The organism is Bordetella holmesii (assembly GCF_020735985.1).
Taxonomy (GTDB): domain Bacteria; phylum Pseudomonadota; class Gammaproteobacteria; order Burkholderiales; family Burkholderiaceae_B; genus Bordetella; species Bordetella holmesii.
Genome location: NZ_CP085973.1, coordinates 1,054,243 through 1,075,234 on the forward strand (window position 1 = coordinate 1,054,243; position 20,992 = coordinate 1,075,234).

A 20,992-nucleotide genomic window follows, 5' to 3' on the forward strand; every position below is an offset into this window, starting at 1 on the left:
TGTTGGCGGCGAGTCAGTGCGCGCCGGCTGCGGCTTCGGCCGCGCCATCGTCCTTGCCTTTGCCCTTGCCGCGCGAGGACGTGGGCCGGGCAAACCACACCGTGCCGATGAGCAGCACGAAGATGATGGCCGAGGCGTAGAAGATATCGACGGCCGCCATCGTGTAGGCCTGGTTATTGACCATCCCATCGACCACGCTGAGGGATTGCTGATGATCGAGACCCAAAGCGTTTTGCAATGTGCCCATGATATGGTCGAAGGCCTGCTGGCCAGATTTGGCGGACTCCGTCATCTGCGCGTGATGTAGCGTAGCCCGGTTGTCCCATAACGTGGTCGCAATCGAGGTGCCGAATGCGCCGGCGGTCAACCGTGCGAAATTGGACAGGCCCGAAGCGGCCGGAATGCGGCTGGGATCGAGCCCGGACAGCGTAATCGAGGTCAACGGCACAAAAAACATGGCCATGGCCGCACCCTGGATGATGGTCGGAATCATCAGGGTGCGCATGTCGGTCTGTGTGTTAAAGCCCGAGCGCATGAAACATACCAACGCGAAAATCATGAAGGCCACTGTCACGATCTGGCGCGGGTCGCGGGTGGCCAGCAATTTGCCTACGATAGGCGTGAGCAGAATCGCCAGCAAGCCGACCGGCGCGGTCACCATGCCTGCGTAGATCGCCGTATAGCCCATGTTGCTTTGCAGCCAGAGCGGCAGCAGTACGACATTGCCGAAGAAAACCCCGTAGGCCGTGGCCAGCGTGAGCGCGCCCACGGTGAAGTTACGCTCTTTGAACAGCCTGAGGTCGACCACCGGATGCGCGTCAGTGAGCTCCCATATCAGGAAGAAAACGAAGGCGGCAAAGGCAATGGCAGCCAAAGCGATGATGGTGGGACTGGCAAACCAGTCGAGTTCTTTGCCCTTGTCGAGCATGATCTGCAGGCATCCTACCCAGACGACCAGCAGGAACAGGCCCACTTTGTCGATCGGCAGTTTACGGGTGAGCGATTCGCGATCGCGGAAGATACGCCAACTGATCCATGCTGCCAGTAGACCCACCGGCACATTGCTGTAAAAAATCCATGGCCAGGTGTAGTTGTCGGATATCCAGCCTCCCAGCAGAGGCCCGGCCACAGGCGCGACCAATGTTGTCATGGACCACACTGCCAGCGCCATGCCCGCCTTTTCTCGCGGGAAAGCTCCCAGCATCAAGGCTTGCGACAGCGGGATCATGGGACCAGCCACGAGGCCTTGCAACACCCGGAATGCAATCAGCGCTTCAAGCGTGGGCGAGAAGCCGCATAGCCACGAGGCAAGCACAAAGAGCAGGGTGGACGTCACGAACAGCCTCACTTGTCCGAAGCGTTGCGTCAGCCATCCGGTCAGAGGGACCGTGATGGCGTTGGCCACGGCAAACGAGGTGATGACCCACGTGCCCTGGCTGCTGCTGACGCCGAGATCGCCCGAGATGGTGGGGATGGACACGTTGGCGATGGACGTGTCCAGCACGTTCATGAACACCGCCGTCGACAGCGCGACTGAGCCGATGATGCGGGTGGCGCCCTCTAGTGGCGGGTAGGGCCCGTCCGAGGGCGCCTTGCGGGCTTGTTCGCTCATGATTGAAGGTTGTCTTTGATGATCTTGGCAATGAGGGCGTCAACTTCGCCGTGGGCGGCATCGAAGGCGCGCGTTGACCAGGCCGGCTCCGAGCGCGCCGCCGTCAAGGCGGGGCCGTCGTCCTTGCCCACGTCGACCTCGACATCCATGGACAGGCCGACCCGCAGCGGATGCTTTTTGAGATCTTCCGGATCCAGGGCAATGCGTACGGGCACGCGCTGCACCACCTTGATCCAGTTGCCGGTGGCATTCTGGGCGGGCAGCAAGGCGAAAGCGCTGCCGGTGCCAGCGTCCATGCCGATAACCTTGCCGTGATACTTGACCGAGCTGCCATACAGGTCCGCAGTCATCGTCACCGGTTGGCCGATACGCATATGGCGCAACTGCCCTTCCTTGAAGTTGGCTTCGACCCAGACCTGATCCAGGGGCACCACGGTCATCAGAACCGACCCGGGTGCCACGCGCTGACCGACTTGCACGCTGCGCCGGGCGATCATGCCGTCGACCGGTGCGGGCAGCACCGTGCGCGAGCTGGCCAGCCAGGCATTGCGCAGATTGGCTGCGGCCTGCCGCACGTCGGGGTGGTTCTCTACCGACGTGCCCTGGGTCAGCGCCTGATTGGTGACTTGCTTGGCCTGCGCCGATGCCAGGGCCGCTCGGGCCTGCGCCAGGCCGGCCTGGGCGGTCTTGAGTGTGGTTTCTGCGTGGAGGATTTCCTCGCCGCTCACGCCTCCGGAGGCAGCCAGTGCCTGGCGGCGTTTGAGGTCGCTTTGCGCGCGGTTGAGATCGGCCTGGGCACGGCCGATGTCGGCCTGGCGCACGTCCACGTCAGCGGCCAGGCTGTCGTTCTGGACATAGAACGTGCGCACTTGGCGGACGATCTGGGCGAGTTTGGCTTCAGCCTGCTGCAAGGCGACATCGGTGTCGGCCGGGTCCAGGCGCACCAGTGGCTCGCCTGCCTTGACCATATCGGTGTCATCCGTCTCGATCGCTACCACGGTGCCTGGCACCTGCGGAGTGATTTGGACGAGGTTGCCGTGTACATAGGCGTCGTCCGTACTCTCGAAATGCGAGCCGTAGAGCGCCCACCAGGCACCGTAGAGCAGTGCCAGGACGATAAAGGCGCCGGTTGCGATCAGGAGCAGGCGCTTGCGAGCGGGATGGGTAGTGGGGGTGTTCATGGCAAGCGATCAGTGAGAAGAGGAAGGTTGATTGCTGGCATCGGGCGTGTAGCCGCCGCCCAAGGCGTAGGCTAAGTCGGCATCGAGCTGATACGCGCGGTACTGCAGGTCCGTCAGTAGACGCGCCTGGGCCAGGACTCCGTCCTGGGCCAGCAATACCGAGAGGTAGTTGCCCAGGCCGCTGCGGTAGCGCCGCACGGCCAGATCGTAGGCATCTTCGATGGCCTGACTGGCCTGGCGGCGTTCGGTTTTTTCACGGTCGATCAGGCGTAATGCATCCAGCGCGTCGCCCACCTGTTGTACGGCGGTCAGTACGGTCTGGTTGTAGTCGGACACGGCAAGATCGGCGTCTGCGCGGCTGCTCGCCAGGTTGGCGTTGAGTTCGCCGCCGTGAAAGATCGGCAACGTGATGGCCGGGCCGACGCCCGTCGTGCGGCTGAAGCGGTCAAACAGCATGTTGGTGCCCAGCGCCTGAAAGCCTGCAAAGGCTGCGATGTTCACATTGGGATAAAACTCTGCTTTGGCACTGTCGATTTCGTGGCGCGCGGCCTGAGCGCGCCAGCGGGCCGCCACCACATCGGGCCGGCGCCCCAGCAGCTCCAGTGGCAGGGCGTGAGGCAGGATGCCGTCTGGGGCCTGCAGCACGACAGCGGTGATGGATTGCATCTGAGCTGCGCTGGAGGCGGTCAGCGCGGCGAGTTGGTTGCGCAGTTGAGCGATCGTCGTCTCGACCTGAGTCAGGTCCACTCGGGCTGCCGCGGCGGCTGACTCGGCCTGTTTGACCTCGACGGCGGTATCCAGGCCGGCTTGCCGGCGATCCTGTGTCAGTTTCCAGACGTCGTCGCGTTGCGCGATGACGCGCTTGATGACGTCGCGCTGGGCAAAGGCATTCTGCAGGTTCAGATAGCTGCGCACGACGGAGCGGGCCAGCATCGTGCGGGCCGCCTGGGCATCGGCCTGCGCGGCATCGCGCCGCGATACGGCCGCTTGCAGGCGCGAGCGGTTCTTGCCCCAGAAATCCAGCTCGTAGCTGAAGTCCAGCGCCATACGGTTATCCGACACAACCGAGCCGCCCAGCGGCGCGGGATACTGGTAGTTGCCGGACAAGTGCTCCCGGGTCAGGTTGTAGTTGGCGTCGACCCGTGGCATCAGAGGAGCGCGCGCGCCCGCCACGGACGCATTGGCCTGCGCCAGCCGGGCCAGGGCAGCGGTCAACGTGGGGTTGCTGTGCAAGGCCGCATCGACCAACTGGTCCAACTGCGGATCGCCATAGCGTTGCCACCATTGGGTGGTGGGCCACAGGGGCGAGGAGTCGGCCAGACCCAATTGGGTCGGTTCCAGTTCAGCCACTGGCTTGGAGGCCGGGTCCATCAGCGCGCAGCCCGTCAAGGCGAGCACCAAGGCGGTGGAAAGTAGGCGTTTCATCCTGACTGTTTGCTTAAAATGTTTGATCGGTCTGTTATTGACTAGGCAGTAATTAGAGCGCATTGGCCTGGGCTTGGTATGAACAACCCATTTGGAAACGAGGTTAACGAATGCCGGGTATCAAGAGCAGCCTTGCTGCGAACCGTTGGCCAGCATGCGGTTGAGCAGGTGGCGCAACTGCAACACCTCTTCGGGGCTGAAGCCGCGCAGGTGCGTATTGAGCGCCTTGGCGATGTAGGTCGGAATCTGGCGCGCCTTGGCCAGGCCGCTATCGGTAAGCTCTAGCTTGATCACGCGGCGGTCTTCGTTGCTGCGCATCCGCCGCAGCAGGCCTTTGAGCTCCAGTCGGTCCAGTGTGCGGGTCATCGCGCCCGTGTCCACGCCGATGATGCGTGCCAGCTCGGCGGACGTATCGGCGCGGCCGCGCTCGATGAGCGCCAGGGGCCGCCATTGCATGGCCGTCAGATCCAGCGGCGCCATCTCCTGGTCGAGCATGCGGTTGAGCGATTGGTGCACCAGCTTGATCAAAAACCCGCAGTTGTCCTCGCTGGCGGTGACCGTGTCGGCACGGTAATGGACATTGCTGGGGGCGGCAGGATCAGGCTTGGCGGGATTCATAAGCCAGAATTTTACTGCCTAGGCAACTATTGTCAAGGCAGTGTGCCAGCTTTCACGCTCCGGGTTTGCGTAGGCCGGACCACACGATGGCCGCCACGATCAGGGCGGCGCCACCCAACATGCGCACACTGGGTTGCTGGGCGAACAATATCCAGGCGAAGGCGATGGCATAAACCGGCTCAAGCGCGATGACCAGGCCGGCGCTACGGGCATTGAGCTTCGTGAGCGAGGAGACAAACAGGAAGTGCGACAAGCCTGTGCAGAACACCCCCAGCAAGGCGAGCCACATCCAGTCTATCGCCGCCAGAGTGGGCAATTGATCGACCGCAAAGGGCAGAACGATGAGCGAGACGATGGCGTTTTGCCAGCAGGATACTTGCATGGGATCCATGCCCGAGGCGGCGCGACGGTTGCTTAACGCCAGTAGCGCGAACGACAAGCCCGACAGCAGCCCCCAGGCCAGGCCCACGGTGCCTTGGTCGGCCCAGTCGAAAGAGGGGGTGACCAGCACCAAGCCGGCAGTCACCAGCGCGAGCACCATCCATTCGGCCGCACGGACTTTTTCGCGAAACAGCACGCCCTCTAGCAAGGTGATGAAGGCAGGAAAGCTGGCAAAGCCCAGAGTGGCAATAGCAATGCCACCGACCTTGACCGAAATGAAGAAGGTGACCCAATGGCCGGCCAGCAGTGCGCCGGAAATCACCAGTACGAACAACTGGACCGGGGTCAGCACGCCGAGCAGGCTGCGGCGCTGCACCCGTGCAAAAAAAGCCAGAGAGGCGACGGCGAACAGTGCGCGGCCCAGGGTGATGACCGCAGCGCCGGCCTGGATGAGTTCGCCGAAGACCCCGGTCAGGCCGAAGAGCACCGCGGCTACATGGATATATACAAGGGCACGCTGGCGAGTCATGGTGTGTGGGCTGAGAGTCGGGGGGAGGGCGGCCTGCCGGCCCGGGCCGATGGCGGGCAGCAAAATTCACGGCGCACCTGCGCGTTGGACGCAAGGGCAAACTAAAATCATCGCATGAATCGACTTTCCAAGCATTTTGCTGCTTCCCGCCAGGGGCAGATCCTGGCGGGCTATTTTTTGGTTCATCGAGGAATACCGGGGAATGCAGACCGGATCTTGAGGAAGAAGTACTCCTGATCGCGGTAGCCGTAGGCGCGGCGCTTGATGACTTTGATGGTGTTGTTGATGCCCTCGACGATGCTGGTGTTGAGCCGGTGGCGACAGCGAGACAGAATCCCGTGCAGATAGGCTTTTAGCTTGAGCGCGAAGTGAGCCAAGGCGGCGATGCCGCTGCCCTGAGCCTGTTGCAGCCAGTGATCCCATGCCTGGCGGGCGTAGCCGGGGTGTTGGTAGAACCACAGCTGTTTGAGCTCATCGCGCATCAGATAAGCGGTGAGCAAGGGCTGGTTGGCCTGGAGCAACTCGTCCAACTTTACCGATTGGCACGGATCGAGGTTTTTGCGATTGCGCAGCAGTAGCCAGCGACTGGACTTGATCACCCGGCGGGCCGGCTTGTCGTGCCGCAACTGGTTCGCTTGGTCTACACGCACCCGGTCTATCACTTCACGGCCGTACTTGGCCACGACGTGGAACAGGTCGTAGACGATCTCGGCGTTGGGGCAGTTGGCCTGGATCTCCAGCTCATAGGCCGTCGTCATGTCGATCGCTACGGCCCGGATCTGCTGGGCAACTCCAGTTGGCAGTTGTTCGAAGAAGGCTCTGGCCGTCTCGCGCGAGCGGCCATCACCGATCCATAGCACCTGACGGCGGATCGGATCGACAACGACCGTGGCATAACGATGGCCCTTGTGTAGAGCGAACTCGTCCATCGCTAGGTAGTGGATCTGGCTCCAGTCCGGCTCTTGGATCGCCCGTCGCAGCAGGGCCTTGTCCAGCGCCTTGACCGTGTGCCAACCCAGTTGGAAGAAGCGCGCCACGGCCAGAATGTTGCTGTGACCTGCTCCCCGTGATTAGTACGAAATCGATGTAGAGTCCGTTCCCAAAGGAATGGCAATGAAGAAACGATTTACGGAAGAGCAAATCATCGGCGTGCTCAAGGAAGCCGATGCAGGTGCCAAGCCCGCAGAGTTGTGCCGCAAGCACGGAATCTCCGAGGCAACGTACTACAACTGGAAGGCGAAGTTCGGTGGCATGACGGTGTCGGACGCTCAGAGGCTCAAGGAGCTGGAGCAGGAGAACAACAAGCTCAAGAAGCTGTTGGCCGAGTCGATGCTGGACAAGGCGGCGCTTCAGGATCTGCTAAGCCGAAAGTAGTCAGCCCGCAGGCCAAACGCGAGGCGGTCAGGACATTAATGACCGAGCGCAGCATGGGTGTTACCCGGGCCTGTGGGCTGGTAGGAATTTCGCGGTCGCTGTTTGCCTACGAGAGCACACGCTCAGGCGATGCTGCGCTGACCGAGCGCATGAAAGAGATGGCAGTGGCGAAACGACGCTACGGCTATCGGAGGATCCATGTGCTCTTACGTCGCGAAGGCTGGCAAGCAAATCACAAGCGAATCTGGCGGCTGTACAGTCTGGCAGGGTTAAGCGTGCGAAAACGAAAGCGTAAGCGAATCGCGGCGACCGAGCGCGTGGTTCGCCCAGCGGCAATCGCGCCGAATCAGAGTTGGTCAATGGACTTTGTGGCCGACGGCCTAGCCTATGGCCGCCGATTCCGCTGTTTGACTATCGTCGATGACTACACTCGCGAATGCCTGGCCATCGAGGTCGATACGTCGTTGCCGGGACTGCGTGTTGCCATGGTGCTGCAACGGCTGGCGGAGATGCGTGGCCTGCCGCGATCTATTACCGTGGACAACGGGCCAGAGTTCGCCGGAAGAGCCTTGGACGCCTGGGCCTACCAAGCAGGCGTAAAGCTGTCGTTTATTCGGCCGGGTAAGCCGGTGGAGAACGCTTATATCGAAAGTTTCAACGGCAAGTTCCGCGACGAATGCCTTAACGAGCACTGGTTCTTGTCCCTGCGACAGGCTAAAAGCTTGATCGAAAACTGGCGAGTCGAGTACAACACCGATCGGCCTCACAGCGCGCTCGGATATTTAACGCCGGCGCAATTCGTGCAGGCTCATCAGAAAGAAGGTCTTTTACCCCTGGGCTCTATGTCGGTGCCGTACTAAATCTGGGGGCAGGTCAGAACCTTTTTTTGGGCGCCCGGACACGCTGTCCGAGAATGGCGCTTGCCCCCAGACTCCTGCTGCTGTCGTTGCACAATGACGCCGTCTTTCGGGAGGCGTGCTGTGGTGACTCGTTTGGGAAAAAGCCGGCTAAGAAGGGCTGCCGCAATGGGGGCTTTGCTGATTTTTCTGGCTGGCGCAGGGGCCGGGGCATGGTTTGACCGTCAGCTCACGATCGATGCCTGCCTGGATGCCGGGGGGCGTTGGCAGGCGCAGGGGGTTTGCGTGCATGCCCCGCAGCCTGCCTGCGGCGGCTAGAACGCCTTTCCGCCTGTGTGGGCGGTCACTCTGTTGCGGCCCTTGCGCTTGGCTTCGTAAAGCGCCTGATCAGCGTGGGCCAATACAACCTGTGCGTCGCCGTGCGCCTGCCACAACGCCACGCCGATGGACACGGTGACGTGACCTACGCCACCAGGCATATGCGTGGCCTGCACGGCAGCGCGCAGGCGTTCGGCAAGCGCCTGTGCACGGGGCATGTCGGCGCCGGGCATCAACACGAGGTATTCTTCGCCTCCAACGCGAAAGGCACAGTCTTGCTGCCGTATTGTGGTACGCGTCAGGTTGGCCAGCGCCTTGAGTACTTCGTCGCCCGCAGCATGACCGAAGGTATCGTTGACGCGCTTGAAGTGATCCAGATCCAGCGCCAGGGCCGCAAAGGGTTGCCTGTTCGCCTGCAGGCGGCCCATCTCGCGCGCCAGGCCGCGACGGTTCAACAGCCCGGTCATGGGGTCGGCAAGCGTTTCGGCATCCAGCGAGGACAGGCGCTGACGGTATTCGGCCAGCGTAATGTCCACAGCTTCGCCCAATTGCTGCGCCTCGAAATACCAATTAGAGCTTATATGGCTGGCAGGCTGAGGATGGGCCAGGTCGGTGCTGCGCAGAATATTGGCCAGTTTACCCAGGGGGCGGGCAATACCGTAGGCCAGTGCACAGACCGCAAAAAAGATGATCAGCGCAATGGGTAGCGAATACAGCGCTGCGCGGGCCAGCAGCGTGCGTTGCGGCGTGGTAATGATGGTTTGCGGGCTTTGGACTACCACGCCCCAGTCGGCAGTGGCCACCGGCGCGTAACCGGCCAGGTACAGCTCGCCGCGCGTGTTCACGATGGCTCGCGCACCTCGCTCTTTACGTAAAAGAGACTCGACCGCCTCGTTGTGGCGCTCGCTGCTGCCCACCCGGCGGGGATCCTGGTGGGCAATGATCGTGCCGGTGCCGTCGACGACATAGGCATAGAACCCGTCCGCGCGCGAGTGGTTGCCAACCAGCCGGCTGAGTTGGTTGTCCTTGTGGACCAAGGTGGACAGACCCACCAGGCCTAAGTATTCCCCTGCCGGGCCTCGGATAGGTTCTGTAAGCGCCACCGCCATTTTCTCTGCGGCGGTCAGATAGACCGCCGAGACGTTGTCGCGGCTTTGTCGGTCACCGATCTCCAGGCCAGCCAGTGTGCCAGGGTTGCTCGCGGCGTCTGGCGTCAGCGTGGCATAGGCGATCACCTTGTCGTCCTTATCTGCGATCGCAGCCACCGACTCGCCATCGGCTAGCTCGGCCAGCCGGGAGGCTTCGGCTTGCAGTGCGTCGGGCTGTTGCATCAGCGCAGGAAGCCGTCTGGCACTCGAGCGCAATTGGCGCTGCACCGACCCCACATATATGTCGATGGCCTCGGCAAATTTTGCAGCATAAGCCTGGTTGGCCGACAGCGCTTGGGCCATGAGGTGCTCGCGTTGCACCGCATAGGCCAAACCCAGGGCAGTGGCGAAAGCCACCGCGCTACTCAACATCGCCAAAGCGACGATGAGGTACAGCAATCGAATCTTCGATCGTCTCATCTATTCCCCTCTCCCGCCGGCCGTTGACCGGCCGGGTGCGGTATTAAGACCGATCTGGAGATGGAATATTCCCGGCGCGCCAGTGATAAGGACGCCGATTCTTGATAAATATCAAATCAAGATGATGTCGTACTGCTCCTGGGAGTATGCGCCCTCGACCTCCAGCGAGATGGGCTTGCCCACGAAATCCCCCAACATGGCCAGATGCTGGCTTTCCTCTTCCAGGAACAGATCCACCACCCCCTGCGAGGCCAGCACGCGGAACTCCTTGGGGTTGAACTGCCGAGCCTCGCGCAGGATCTCGCGCAAGATCTCGTAGCAGACGGTGCGGGGAGTGCGCACATTGCCACGAGCCTGACACATGGGGCAGGGCTCGCATAGCTGGTGGGCGAGCGAGTCTCTCGTGCGTTTGCGTGTCATCTCGACCAGGCCAAGTTGCGTAAAGCCATTGACCGTCATGCGAGTACGGTCACGCGACAAGGCTTTTTTCAGTTCGGCCAACACGGTGTCGCGGTGCTCGCTGTCTTCCATGTCGATGAAATCGAGGATGACGATCCCTCCCAGATTGCGCAGGCGTAATTGCCGGGCAATGGCCTGGGCCGCTTCGAGATTGGTCTTGAAAATGGTGTCGTCGAAGTTTCGCCCTCCGACAAAGCCACCGGTGTTGACGTCGACTGTCGTCAGGGCTTCGGTCTGGTCGACGATGAGATAGCCGCCGGATTTGAGATCGACACGACGTGACAAGGCCCGAGCGATCTCCTCGTCCACGCTGGCCGTGTCAAACAGGGGGCGTTCGCCGCTGTAATGGCGGATTCGCGACAGCACGGAGGGGGTGTACGTCTTGCCCCACTCGAGCAGCGCCGCCGTCGTGCTGCGTGAGTCCACCTGAATGACGCCGGTGGAGGGGCCGGCCATGTCGCGCAAGACGCGCTGCGCCAGGGTCAAATCCTGGTGCAACATGGTGGGGGCGGGCTGGCTGCGGGCGGCCGCCTGTACGCTGGCCCAAAGCTTGCGCAAATACTCCAGATCCGCGGCCAGCTCTTCATCGTTGGCACCCTCGGCCTGGGTACGGACGATGAAACCGCCTTTCTCGCCCTCGGGCACCAGGGCGTGGACGCGCTCGCGCAACTGGGTGCGTTCGGCTTCGGAATCGATCTTCTGCGAAATCCCGATATGCGGGTCATGCGGCAAATAAACCAGCATGCGGCCGGCAATGCTGATCTGGGTGGACAGGCGGGCACCTTTGGTGCCCAGCGGATCCTTGATGACCTGGACCATCAAGGTCTGCCCTTCGAACAGCAGCTTCTCTATAGGGGTCGGATTGACGCCCTGGCTGCGCTCTTGCCGATTTTCTCTCAAATCGGCGATGTGGATGAAGGCGGCACGTTCCAGACCAATATCAATAAACGCGCTCTGCATACCTGGCAACACACGAACCACCCGGCCCAGGTAGATATTGCCCACATGGCCGCGCTGAACACTGCGCTCGACATGCAATTCCTGCACCGCGCCCTGCGCGACGATGGCAACACGGGTTTCAAAAGGCGTGACGTTGATCAGAATGTTTTCAGTCATTGTTGTCCGTGTCTATATATAGGGATGCGCTAGGGTAGCGTAAGTCGCTGCGGCGCAGGCAACAGCCCCGGTGTGGAGGAGGAAAATGCGCCTGCTGACCAGCCTGTACGGCGTCGTGAGGAAGAAAAAACAGGTTTTTTATAAAAAAGGTGTCAAAGCCGTGACACACGATTTTTTTCTATGCTATAGTTCGCCCCCTCGCAGCACAGACAGCAACGCAGATGCAACGCAGTCGGTGTAGTGAGGACCGAAGCGAGATTGGTTTTTCGGTTTCCGAGGCGATTGCCGCATGAGCGGGGCGCAGGAAGCGGGAAGTGATTTCGAACACGGGGAGTGAGGATTAGGCGAAGAGCCGGCCGGGATTCCTGAATCGCCCCGGGTTTCTTAGACAGTCCCGTTCATCAAAAAGTAGCGCCGTTCGAACTCTACCGGAGAAACCTGGCCGATATAGCTGTGGCGCCGTCGTGGGTTGTAGAACAACTCGATATAGTCAAACACATCGGCGCGTGCCTGGTCGCGAGTGGAATAGATCTTGCGTCGGATTCTTTCACGCTTGAGCAACTGAAAGAAGCTCTCAGCAACGGCGTTGTCATAGCAGTTTCCTCGTCTGCTCATGCTGGGGCGCAACCGATGGGCTTTCAGGAAGTCTTGCCAGTCATGACTGCTGAACTGACTCCCTTGGTCTGAATGCACGAGTACTTCGGCCTCTGGTTTACGACGCCAGACCGCAGCCAGCAATGCGTTGATGGCAAGTTCTCGGGTCATCCGATCGCTCATGGACCAGCCCACGATCTGCCGCGAGAACAGATCCAATACCGCGGCAAGATAGAGCCAACCTTCGTGTGTTCGGATGTAGGTAATGTCGGTCACCCAGACCTGGTTGGGGGCATCGACCCGGAACTGGCGTTGTAGATGGTTCGGAGCAACAACGCTGGGACGAGTACCTCGGCCTCCCGGACGACGGCCGTATCCTGTGTGTGATCGCAAGCCAGCTTGGCGCATCAAGCGGGCCACGCGGTGCTTGCCACACCGCTCTCCCATATCGTTCAAGTCACTGCTGATCTTACGATAACCGTAGATCCGGCCACTGTCTTCCCAGCACTGCTCGATGAGCGCGCCGACGCGCTTATCCTGTGCCCCGCGCGCACTCACAGGCTGCACCTTCCAAGCGTAATAGCCGCTGGGATGTACCCCCAAAACTGCGCATAGGCGACGCACAGCGTATTGCTCCTCATGGGCCTTGATAAACGCGTACTTCACCCGGACTGCTTGGCAAAGTACGCGGCGGCCTTTTTTAGGATGTCGCGCTCCTCGCTCACCCGCTTGAGCTCAGCCTTAAGCCGACGGACCTCCGCGCTCTGGCTATCTTGATGCGTCCGCTGCTCAGGACTGCCCGAATACCGCTTGAGCCATGCATAAAGGCTGTGGGGACTCACGCCTAATCGTGTCGCAACATCGCCGACCTTGTGTCCCCCTTCGGTGACTTGCTTTACCGCCTGTACCTTGAACTCTTCTGAGAATCGCTGCCGCGATGTCTTGCCTTCCATACACACCTCCATATCGCCTTAATTGTGAGGCAACTAGGTGTCTAGGAAACCCGGGGCGATTCATTCCAGTGTTGCACGACGGTGTAGAAATAAAGCGGCTTCGGTTGCATGATCTGCAAAAGTTGTGTTATAGTTTCGGGCTTGGCAGTTAACGAAACGTCAGGGTTAATCCTGATCTGCACTGAAAGGCGCAGGACGCTTCGCTAGTTGCTAAGCAGGGTTGCCGAGGGGTGATCCCGGGGGCGCGAGTCTCTGAGGAGGTGGTGAGTTGGCAAGGCAAACGTGAGCAGAAGAAATTTTGCGAGCGTCGCGAAAAAAGCGAAGCCGAGTTGACAAACTTAAAAAACTTCTTCATAATCTCGTTTCTCTGCTGCTGACAACGATGCAGCGACGACAGCAAGGCAAGGCGCTGTAAGTTGCACGACGTTGGCAGGCAAGCGAAGCAGTTTGGCAGTACCGCTCTTTAACAATTAAACAACCGATAAGTGTGGGCACTTGATGTGAGTGCGCAACGACTGGGTTTCAGCCTGGTCGGGAAGCGAAACTATCAAGTGCTCATATATGAAGTAAGGAATAGTTTTTCGAAACTATCCCTCACTTCCTTTGAGCAAGCGAAAGTCGTCATTGGGTAACACTGATGGCGCAACACAGAGATTAAACTGAAGAGTTTGATCCTGGCTCAGATTGAACGCTGGCGGGATGCTTTACACATGCAAGTCGGACGGCAGCACGGGGCTTCGGCCTGGTGGCGAGTGGCGAACGGGTGAGTAATGTATCGGAACGTGCCCGGTAGCGGGGGATAACTACGCGAAAGCGTGGCTAATACCGCATACGCCCTACGGGGGAAAGCGGGGGACCTTCGGGCCTCGCACTATTGGAGCGGCCGATATCGGATTAGCTAGTTGGTGGGGTAACGGCCTACCAAGGCGACGATCCGTAGCTGGTTTGAGAGGACGACCAGTCACACTGGGACTGAGACACGGCCCAGACTCCTACGGGAGGCAGCAGTGGGGAATTTTGGACAATGGGGGCAACCCTGATCCAGCCATCCCGCGTGTGCGATGAAGGCCTTCGGGTTGTAAAGCACTTTTGGCAGGAAAGAAACGGCACGGGCTAATATCCTGTGCAACTGACGGTACCTGCAGAATAAGCACCGGCTAACTACGTGCCAGCAGCCGCGGTAATACGTAGGGTGCAAGCGTTAATCGGAATTACTGGGCGTAAAGCGTGCGCAGGCGGTTCGGAAAGAAAGATGTGAAATCCCAGGGCTTAACCTTGGAACTGCATTTTTAACTACCGAGCTAGAGTGTGTCAGAGGGAGGTGGAATTCCGCGTGTAGCAGTGAAATGCGTAGATATGCGGAGGAACACCGATGGCGAAGGCAGCCTCCTGGGATAACACTGACGCTCATGCACGAAAGTGTGGGGAGCAAACAGGATTAGATACCCTGGTAGTCCACGCCCTAAACGATGTCAACTAGCTGTTGGGGCCTTCGGGCCTTGGTAGCGCAGCTAACGCGTGAAGTTGACCGCCTGGGGAGTACGGTCGCAAGATTAAAACTCAAAGGAATTGACGGGGACCCGCACAAGCGGTGGATGATGTGGATTAATTCGATGCAACGCGAAAAACCTTACCTACCCTTGACATGTCTGGAATCCCGAAGAGATTTGGGAGTGCTCGCAAGAGAACCGGAACACAGGTGCTGCATGGCTGTCGTCAGCTCGTGTCGTGAGATGTTGGGTTAAGTCCCGCAACGAGCGCAACCCTTGTCATTAGTTGCTACGAAAGGGCACTCTAATGAGACTGCCGGTGACAAACCGGAGGAAGGTGGGGATGACGTCAAGTCCTCATGGCCCTTATGGGTAGGGCTTCACACGTCATACAATGGTCGGGACAGAGGGTTGCCAACCCGCGAGGGGGAGCCAATCCCAGAAACCCGGTCGTAGTCCGGATCGCAGTCTGCAACTCGACTGCGTGAAGTCGGAATCGCTAGTAATCGCGGATCAGCATGTCGCGGTGAATACGTTCCCGGGTCTTGTACACACCGCCCGTCACACCATGGGAGTGGGTTTTACCAGAAGTAGTTAGCCTAACCGCAAGGGGGGCGATTACCACGGTAGGATTCATGACTGGGGTGAAGTCGTAACAAGGTAGCCGTATCGGAAGGTGCGGCTGGATCACCTCCTTTAAGAGCTTGAGTGCTCGTGTCAAGTGTCCACGCTTATCGGTTGTTGTTATATAGCTGCTGGATCGGTGGCTGCTGATCCGAGAGAGAAAGGTTTCGCGGGTCTGTAGCTCAGTCGGTTAGAGCACCGTCTTGATAAGGCGGGGGTCGTTGGTTCGAATCCAACCAGACCCACCAAGGTTTCCTGAGAGGGAAATGGGGGTGTAGCTCAGCTGGGAGAGCGCCTGCTTTGCAAGCAGGATGTCATCGGTTCGATCCCGTTCACCTCCACCAAAGCCTGTCCAGAGGATGGGTGTGGGGCGAGACCAGAAGGCGAGAGAGCAACGCTTAGTGCTGCGAGTCAGTGTTAAGCGTTGGGTTTTGGCCCGACAGCTATATATGTTCTTTAACAATTTGGAAGAAACACAACGTAAAGTGTTCGTTTAGTAGTCGGCGCGAGTCGATGAGGACGGATACGGGTTGTGATTGCATGATTTTGTTCCAAGTCTCAAGAACTGGCTGGGCGCGCAAGCGTTTGGTCAGATGCTTTGAACTTATGAACGGCACAAGCACGAATGAACAGCACCTATAAGACTTTAGTGTTATAGGATCAAGCGACTAAGTGCATATGGTGGATGCCTTGGCGATCACAGGCGATGAAGGACGTAGTAGCCTGCGAAAAGCTGCGGGGAGCTGGCAAACAAGCATTGATCCGCAGATATCCGAATGGGGAAACCCACCGCGCAAGCGGTATCCCTGGCTGAATACATAGGCCAGTGGAGGCGAACCGGGTGAACTGAAACATCTCAGTAGCTCGAGGAAAAGAAATCAACCGAGATTCCGAAAGTAGTGGCGAGCGAAATCGGAAGAGCCTTTACGATTTAGCATTTTGCATAGTCGAACGGAATGGAAAGTCCGGCCGTAGCAGGTGATAGCCCTGTAGACGAAATGCAGAGTGTGGAACTAGGCGTAAGAGAAGTAGGGCGGGACACGTGAAATCCTGTCTGAAGATGGGGGGACCATCCTCCAAGGCTAAATACTCGTGATCGACCGATAGTGAACCAGTACCGTGAGGGAAAGGCGAAAAGAACCCCGGAAGGGGAGTGAAATAGATCCTGAAACCGTATGCATACAAACAGTCGGAGCCTCTTTATGGGGTGACGGCGTACCTTTTGTATAATGGGTCAGCGACTTACATTCAGTGGCGAGCTTAACCGAATAGGGAAGGCGTAGCGAAAGCGAGTCCGAATAGGGCGTCCAGTCGCTGGGTGTAGACCCGAAACCAGATGATCTACCCATGGCCAGGTTGAAGGCACGGTAACACGTGCTGGAGGACCGAACCCACTAGTGTTGAAAAACTAGGGGATGAGCTGTGGATAGGGGTGAAAGGCTAAACAAATCTGGAAATAGCTGGTTCTCTCCGAAAACTATTTAGGTAGTGCCTCAAGTATTACTGCAGGGGGTAGAGCACTGTTATGGCTAGGGGGTCATGGCGACTTACCAAACCATGGCAAACTCCGAATACCTGCAAGTACAGCTTGGGAGACAGAGCACCGGGTGCTAACGTCCGGACTCAAGAGGGAAACAACCCAGACCGCCAGCTAAGGTCCCGAATTATCGCTAAGTGGGAAACGAAGTGGGAAGGCATAGACAGTCAGGAGGTTGGCTTAGAAGCAGCCACCCTTTAAAGAAAGCGTAATAGCTCACTGATCGAGTCGTCCTGCGCGGAAGATGTAACGGGGCTAAGCGATAAACCGAAGCTGCGGGTGTGTACTATGTACACGCGGTAGGAGAGCGTTCTGTAAGCCTGCGAAGGTGGCTTGTGAAGGCTGCTGGAGGTATCAGAAGTGCGAATGCTGACATGAGTAGCGATAAAGGGGGTGAAAAGCCCCCTCGCCGTAAGTCCAAGGTTTCCTGCGCAACGTTCATCGGCGCAGGGTGAGTCGGCCCCTAAGGCGAGGCAGAGATGCGTAGCTGATGGGAAGCTGGTTAATATTCCAGCACCGTCGTACAGTGCGATGGGGGGACGGATCGCGGAAGATCATCAGGGTGTTGGATGTCCCTGTTGCTGCATTGAAGATGGCGCTTAGGCAAATCCGGGCGCGTAAATCAAGGGTGTGGCTCGAGCGAGCATGTCTCGCGAAGTGATTGGAAGTGGTTCCAAGAAAAGCCTCTAAGCTTCAGCTGTACGAGACCGTACCGCAAACCGACACAGGTGGACGGGATGAATATTCCAAGGCGCTTGAGAGAACTCGGGAGAAGGAACTCGGCAAATTAATACCGTAACTTCGGGAGAAGGTATGCCCCGGTAGTGTGAGGCGCCTGCGCGCTGAGCATGATGGGGTCGCAGAGAATCGGTGGCTGCGACTGTTTATTAAAAACACAGCACTCTGCAAAGACGAAAGTCGACGTATAGGGTGTGACGCCTGCCCGGTGCCGGAAGGTTAAGTGATGGGGTGCAAGCTCTTGATCGAAGCCCCGGTAAACGGCGGCCGTAACTATAACGGTCCTAAGGTAGCGAAATTCCTTGTCGGGTAAGTTCCGACCTGCACGAATGGCGTAACGATGGCCACACTGTCTCCTCCCGAGACTCAGCGAAGTTGAAGTGTTTGTGATGATGCAATCTACCCGCGGCTAGACGGAAAGACCCCATGAACCTTTACTGTAGCTTTGCATTGGACTGTGAACCGGCCTGTGTAGGATAGGTGGGAGGCGCTGAGCTCGAGTCGCTAGATTCGAGGGAGCCGACCTTGAAATACCACCCTGGTTTGTTTGCGGTTCTAACCTTGGTCCGTTATCCGGATCGGGGACAGTGCATGGTGGGCAGTTTGACTGGGGCGGTCTCCTCCCAAAGTGTAACGGAGGAGCTCGAAGGTACGCTAGGTACGGTCGGAAATCGTGCTGATAGTGCAATGGCATAAGCGTGCTTGACTGTGAGACTGACAAGTCGAACAGGTGCGAAAGCAGGACATAGTGATCCGGTGGTTCTGAATGGAAGGGCCATCGCTCAACGGATAAAAGGTACTCTGGGGATAACAGGCTGATACCGCCCAAGAGTTCATATCGACGGCGGTGTTTGGCACCTCGATGTCGGCTCATCTCATCCTGGGGCTGTAGCCGGTCCCAAGGGTATGGCTGTTCGCCATTTAAAGAGGTACGTGAGCTGGGTTTAAAACGTCGTGAGACAGTTTGGTCCCTATCTGCCGTGGGCGTTGGATACTTGACGGAGCCTGCTCCTAGTACGAGAGGACCGGAGTGGACGTACCTCTGGTGTACCGGTTGTCATGCCAATGGCATTGCCGGGTAGCTAAGTACGGAAGAGATAACCGCTGAAAGCATCTAAGCGGGAAACTCGTCTGAAGATTAGGTATCCCGGGGACTAGATCCCCCTAAAGGGTCGTTCAAGACCAGGACGTTGATAGGTCGGGTGTGGAAGCGCAGTAATGCGTTAAGCTAACCGATACTAATTGCCCGTGCGGCTTGATCCTATAACTCTTTAGTCTTACATATACGATTGCTGGCCAGTTCGCGCCAGTGCCGTCTGAACATACATCAACGCAACCTCAGTTGCTGCTTCTTCCAAATTCAAGCCGTTGACAACGCGTCAACCGCTTAGCCGGTTACGCCTGACGACCATAGCAAGGTGGCCCCACTCCTTCCCATCCCGAACAGGACAGTGAAACGCCTTCGCGCCGATGATAGTGGACGTACGTCTGTGAAAGTAGGTCATCGTCAGGCTTTTATTCCTCAAAACCCCGTAAGCTATCCGCTTACGGGGTTTTGTTTTGCGCAAAACATTTACACCCGTGAGGCGATCTCCACATGTTCGACCCGATGTCGGACATGGTTGCCTCCCCCCTCTGCCAACGCCTCTTTGCCAGTCCCTGTCGTTTGCTTGATTGACGCCGGACCTGACGCATGGCGGCTTGGCCTGACCCTAGCGTCGCCACGCAGGCGAGGCTTTCTGCACAGAAGGTTGGGGCGCAAGCCTACGCGCCGCTGCTCGTGCAACTCGACGATGCCGGAACGCTGCCTGGCGCCACTGTGGGCAGCATTGCGCAGCTAGCCGTTCTAGAGCGTTGCGCAAGCGGTGTGTTTTCTGCTGACGCGTGATCGAGCGGGAGTCATGCCGGGCGAAGACGCATGCCGGGCCCTTGTTTCCTGGGTTACGCGCTCGGTATGACCTGCTCCCCGTGATTAGTACGAAATCGATGTAGAGTCCGTTCCCAAAGGAATGGCAATGAAGAAACGATTTACGGAAGAGCAAATCATCGGCGTGCTCAAGGAAGCCGATGCAGGTGCCAAGCCCGCAGAGTTGTGCCGCAAGCACGGAATCTCCGAGGCAACGTACTACAACTGGAAGGCGAAGTTCGGTGGCATGACGGTGTCGGACGCTCAGAGGCTCAAGGAGCTGGAGCAGGAGAACAACAAGCTCAAGAAGCTGTTGGCCGAGTCGATGCTGGACAAGGCGGCGCTTCAGGATCTGCTAAGCCGAAAGTAGTCAGCCCGCAGGCCAAACGCGAGGCGGTCAGGACATTAATGACCGAGCGCGTGGTTCGCCCAGCGGCAATCGCGCCGAATCAGAGTTGGTCAATGGATTTTGTGGCCGACGGCCTAGCCTATGGCCGCCGATTCCGCTGTTTGACTATCGTCGATGACTACACTCGCGAATGCCTGGCCATCGAGGTCGATACGTCGTTGCCGGGACTGCGTGTTGCCATGGTGCTGCAACGGCTGGCGGAGATGCGTGGCCTGCCGCGATCTATTACCGTGGACAACGGGCCAGAGTTCGCCGGAAGAGCCTTGGACGCCTGGGCCTACCAAGCAGGCGTAAAGCTGTCGTTTATTCGGCCGGGTAAGCCGGTGGAGAACGCTTATATCGAAAGTTTCAACGGCAAGTTCCGCGACGAATGCCTTAACGAGCACTGGTTCTTGTCCCTGCGACAGGCTAAAAGCTTGATCGAAAACTGGCGAGTCGAGTACAACACCGATCGGCCTCACAGCGCGCTCGGATATTTAACGCCGGCGCAATTCGTGCAGGCTCATCAGAAAGAAGGTCTTTTACCCCTGGGCTCTATGTCGGTGCCGTACTAAATCTGGGGGCAGGTCACACCGACTGTCGGAATCGGCGTATGAGGACTATCTGGTTTGCTCATATTGGACGCGCATGATGGGGACAGATCCGAGCGGGGCACGACAGTAAAAGCAAAGCGCCGGCTTGGGCCGGCGCTTTGTCTCCAGGATCGGATCTTGAATCCCGGTCAGGTTCCTACCCAGCCCTGCGGGTTAGTAGTCCAGTTCGCCAAAACTGTATTGGCCGCTGGCCTTGGCTTGCGCAAGTTCGGCCTTGACCTGGTCGCGGCTCAGCGATTGACGGCTCATCTGGACGGCGGGGTAGTCCAACTCGCCGAACGTGTACAGGCCTTTGGCCTTCGCTTGCTGCAGGTCGGCGCTGACGTCAGCCCGCGACACAGAGCTGGTGCTCTGGCTGTAGACGCCTTGGAAGGGAACGTCATTGGGTTCGATGTTCTGCGAGGCAAAGGCACCGGTGCTCAGGACGGCAAGGGATACGAGCACTGCGCTAGTAAGGGTCTTCATGATGATTCCTCCGGTTCGTTGGATCTGGGATCCGGACTCGGCGGCCTTTCCGTCGATGTTCGTTGTTGTTTCCCAATGACTGTATTGTGCGCTGCTGCAACATAGGTATAAACCCTGTTTTTCGAGAATGATTATCCCATTTTTCGTGCTAATAAATAAATAAATGAATAATTAACCTCGTATTATGGGTTGAATTCACAGAACAACTTGCAGCCTTGCGAACGTCTCGGTGCCGGCGGGCCTGC

General features: G+C 58.6%; 11 protein-coding genes, 2 tRNA genes, 3 rRNA genes and 2 pseudogenes. 8 read left to right on the forward strand and 10 right to left on the reverse strand.

The window, feature by feature from the left end; genetic code table 11:
* Nucleotides 1–13 precede the first annotated feature (13 nt).
* The 6 genes and pseudogenes from LK440_RS04975 to LK440_RS05000 all read right to left on the reverse strand — a co-directional run.
* Nucleotides 14–1,612, reverse strand: a complete 1,599-nt coding sequence (locus tag LK440_RS04975) for a DHA2 family efflux MFS transporter permease subunit (RefSeq protein ID WP_005014709.1) — start codon at nucleotides 1,610–1,612, stop codon at nucleotides 14–16.
* Entirely contained in the window at nucleotides 1,609–2,793 is a 1,185-nt protein-coding gene (locus tag LK440_RS04980) for an EmrA/EmrK family multidrug efflux transporter periplasmic adaptor subunit (RefSeq protein WP_005014706.1), read from the reverse strand. The genes LK440_RS04975 and LK440_RS04980 overlap by 4 nt, the downstream gene beginning before the upstream one ends.
* 9 nt (nucleotides 2,794–2,802) lie before the next feature.
* A complete protein-coding gene (locus tag LK440_RS04985) occupies nucleotides 2,803–4,218 on the reverse strand; it encodes an efflux transporter outer membrane subunit (RefSeq protein WP_005014705.1) in 1,416 nt (471 codons plus the stop codon).
* Between the two features lie 120 nt (nucleotides 4,219–4,338).
* A complete protein-coding gene (locus tag LK440_RS04990; protein ID WP_005014704.1) occupies nucleotides 4,339–4,836 on the reverse strand; it encodes a MarR family winged helix-turn-helix transcriptional regulator in 498 nt (165 codons plus the stop codon).
* A 52-nt stretch (nucleotides 4,837–4,888) separates the two neighbouring features.
* Nucleotides 4,889–5,746, reverse strand: a complete 858-nt coding sequence (locus LK440_RS04995; protein ID WP_005014703.1) for a DMT family transporter — start codon at nucleotides 5,744–5,746, stop codon at nucleotides 4,889–4,891.
* A gap of 182 nt (nucleotides 5,747–5,928) precedes the next feature.
* Nucleotides 5,929–6,798: pseudogene (locus LK440_RS05000) on the reverse strand (ISL3 family transposase); the annotation flags it as partial.
* Between the two features lie 61 nt (nucleotides 6,799–6,859).
* Here LK440_RS05000 and LK440_RS05005 point away from each other — a divergent pair.
* Both LK440_RS05005 and LK440_RS05010 read left to right on the forward strand, forming a co-directional pair.
* Nucleotides 6,860–7,980, forward strand: a protein-coding gene (locus LK440_RS05005) for an IS3 family transposase (RefSeq protein ID WP_101557886.1) whose coding sequence is annotated in 2 segments (ribosomal slippage) — nucleotides 6,860–7,112 and nucleotides 7,112–7,980 — 1,122 coding nt in all. Because the reading frame shifts where the segments join, the coding sequence is not laid out codon by codon here.
* 165 nt (nucleotides 7,981–8,145) lie between these two features.
* Nucleotides 8,146–8,295, forward strand: a complete 150-nt coding sequence (locus LK440_RS05010) for a hypothetical protein (RefSeq protein ID WP_017685964.1) — start codon at nucleotides 8,146–8,148, stop codon at nucleotides 8,293–8,295.
* Here LK440_RS05010 and LK440_RS05015 read toward each other — a convergent pair.
* The 3 genes from LK440_RS05015 to LK440_RS05025 all read right to left on the reverse strand — a co-directional run bounded on the left by LK440_RS05015 (nucleotide 8,292) and on the right by LK440_RS05025 (nucleotide 12,985).
* A complete protein-coding gene (locus LK440_RS05015) occupies nucleotides 8,292–9,815 on the reverse strand; it encodes a GGDEF domain-containing protein (protein ID WP_227944783.1) in 1,524 nt (507 codons plus the stop codon). The two genes, LK440_RS05010 and LK440_RS05015, sit on opposite strands and share 4 nt — an antisense overlap.
* Before the next feature lie 159 nt (nucleotides 9,816–9,974).
* Nucleotides 9,975–11,438, reverse strand: a complete 1,464-nt coding sequence (rng, locus tag LK440_RS05020) for a ribonuclease G (RefSeq protein ID WP_005019713.1) — start codon at nucleotides 11,436–11,438, stop codon at nucleotides 9,975–9,977.
* A gap of 384 nt (nucleotides 11,439–11,822) precedes the next feature.
* Nucleotides 11,823–12,985, reverse strand: a protein-coding gene (locus tag LK440_RS05025) for an IS3 family transposase (RefSeq protein WP_370510753.1) whose coding sequence is annotated in 2 segments (ribosomal slippage) — nucleotides 11,823–12,730 and nucleotides 12,730–12,985 — 1,164 coding nt in all. Because the reading frame shifts where the segments join, the coding sequence is not laid out codon by codon here.
* 656 nt (nucleotides 12,986–13,641) lie between these two features.
* Between LK440_RS05025 and LK440_RS05030 the strand changes: the two genes are divergently transcribed.
* The 6 genes and pseudogenes from LK440_RS05030 to LK440_RS05055 all read left to right on the forward strand — a co-directional run bounded on the left by LK440_RS05030 (nucleotide 13,642) and on the right by LK440_RS05055 (nucleotide 20,243).
* Nucleotides 13,642–15,173: ribosomal RNA gene (locus LK440_RS05030) — 16S ribosomal RNA — on the forward strand.
* 97 nt (nucleotides 15,174–15,270) lie between these two features.
* Nucleotides 15,271–15,347: transfer RNA gene (locus LK440_RS05035), tRNA-Ile, on the forward strand.
* 20 nt (nucleotides 15,348–15,367) lie between these two features.
* A tRNA-Ala gene (locus LK440_RS05040) sits at nucleotides 15,368–15,443 on the forward strand.
* 314 nt (nucleotides 15,444–15,757) lie between these two features.
* Nucleotides 15,758–18,637: ribosomal RNA gene (locus LK440_RS05045) — 23S ribosomal RNA — on the forward strand.
* A gap of 137 nt (nucleotides 18,638–18,774) precedes the next feature.
* Nucleotides 18,775–18,887, forward strand: a 5S ribosomal RNA gene (gene rrf / locus LK440_RS05050).
* Together the 16S, 23S and 5S rRNA genes with 2 tRNA genes alongside form the textbook arrangement of a ribosomal RNA operon.
* Before the next feature lie 502 nt (nucleotides 18,888–19,389).
* Nucleotides 19,390–20,243, forward strand: a pseudogene (locus tag LK440_RS05055) (IS3 family transposase).
* Nucleotides 20,244–20,435: 192 nt separating this feature from the next.
* On the opposite strand, the gene LK440_RS05060 reads toward LK440_RS05055, so the two are convergent.
* A complete protein-coding gene (locus LK440_RS05060; RefSeq protein ID WP_005014621.1) occupies nucleotides 20,436–20,747 on the reverse strand; it encodes a DUF4148 domain-containing protein in 312 nt (103 codons plus the stop codon).
* Nucleotides 20,748–20,992: the final 245 nt, after the last annotated feature.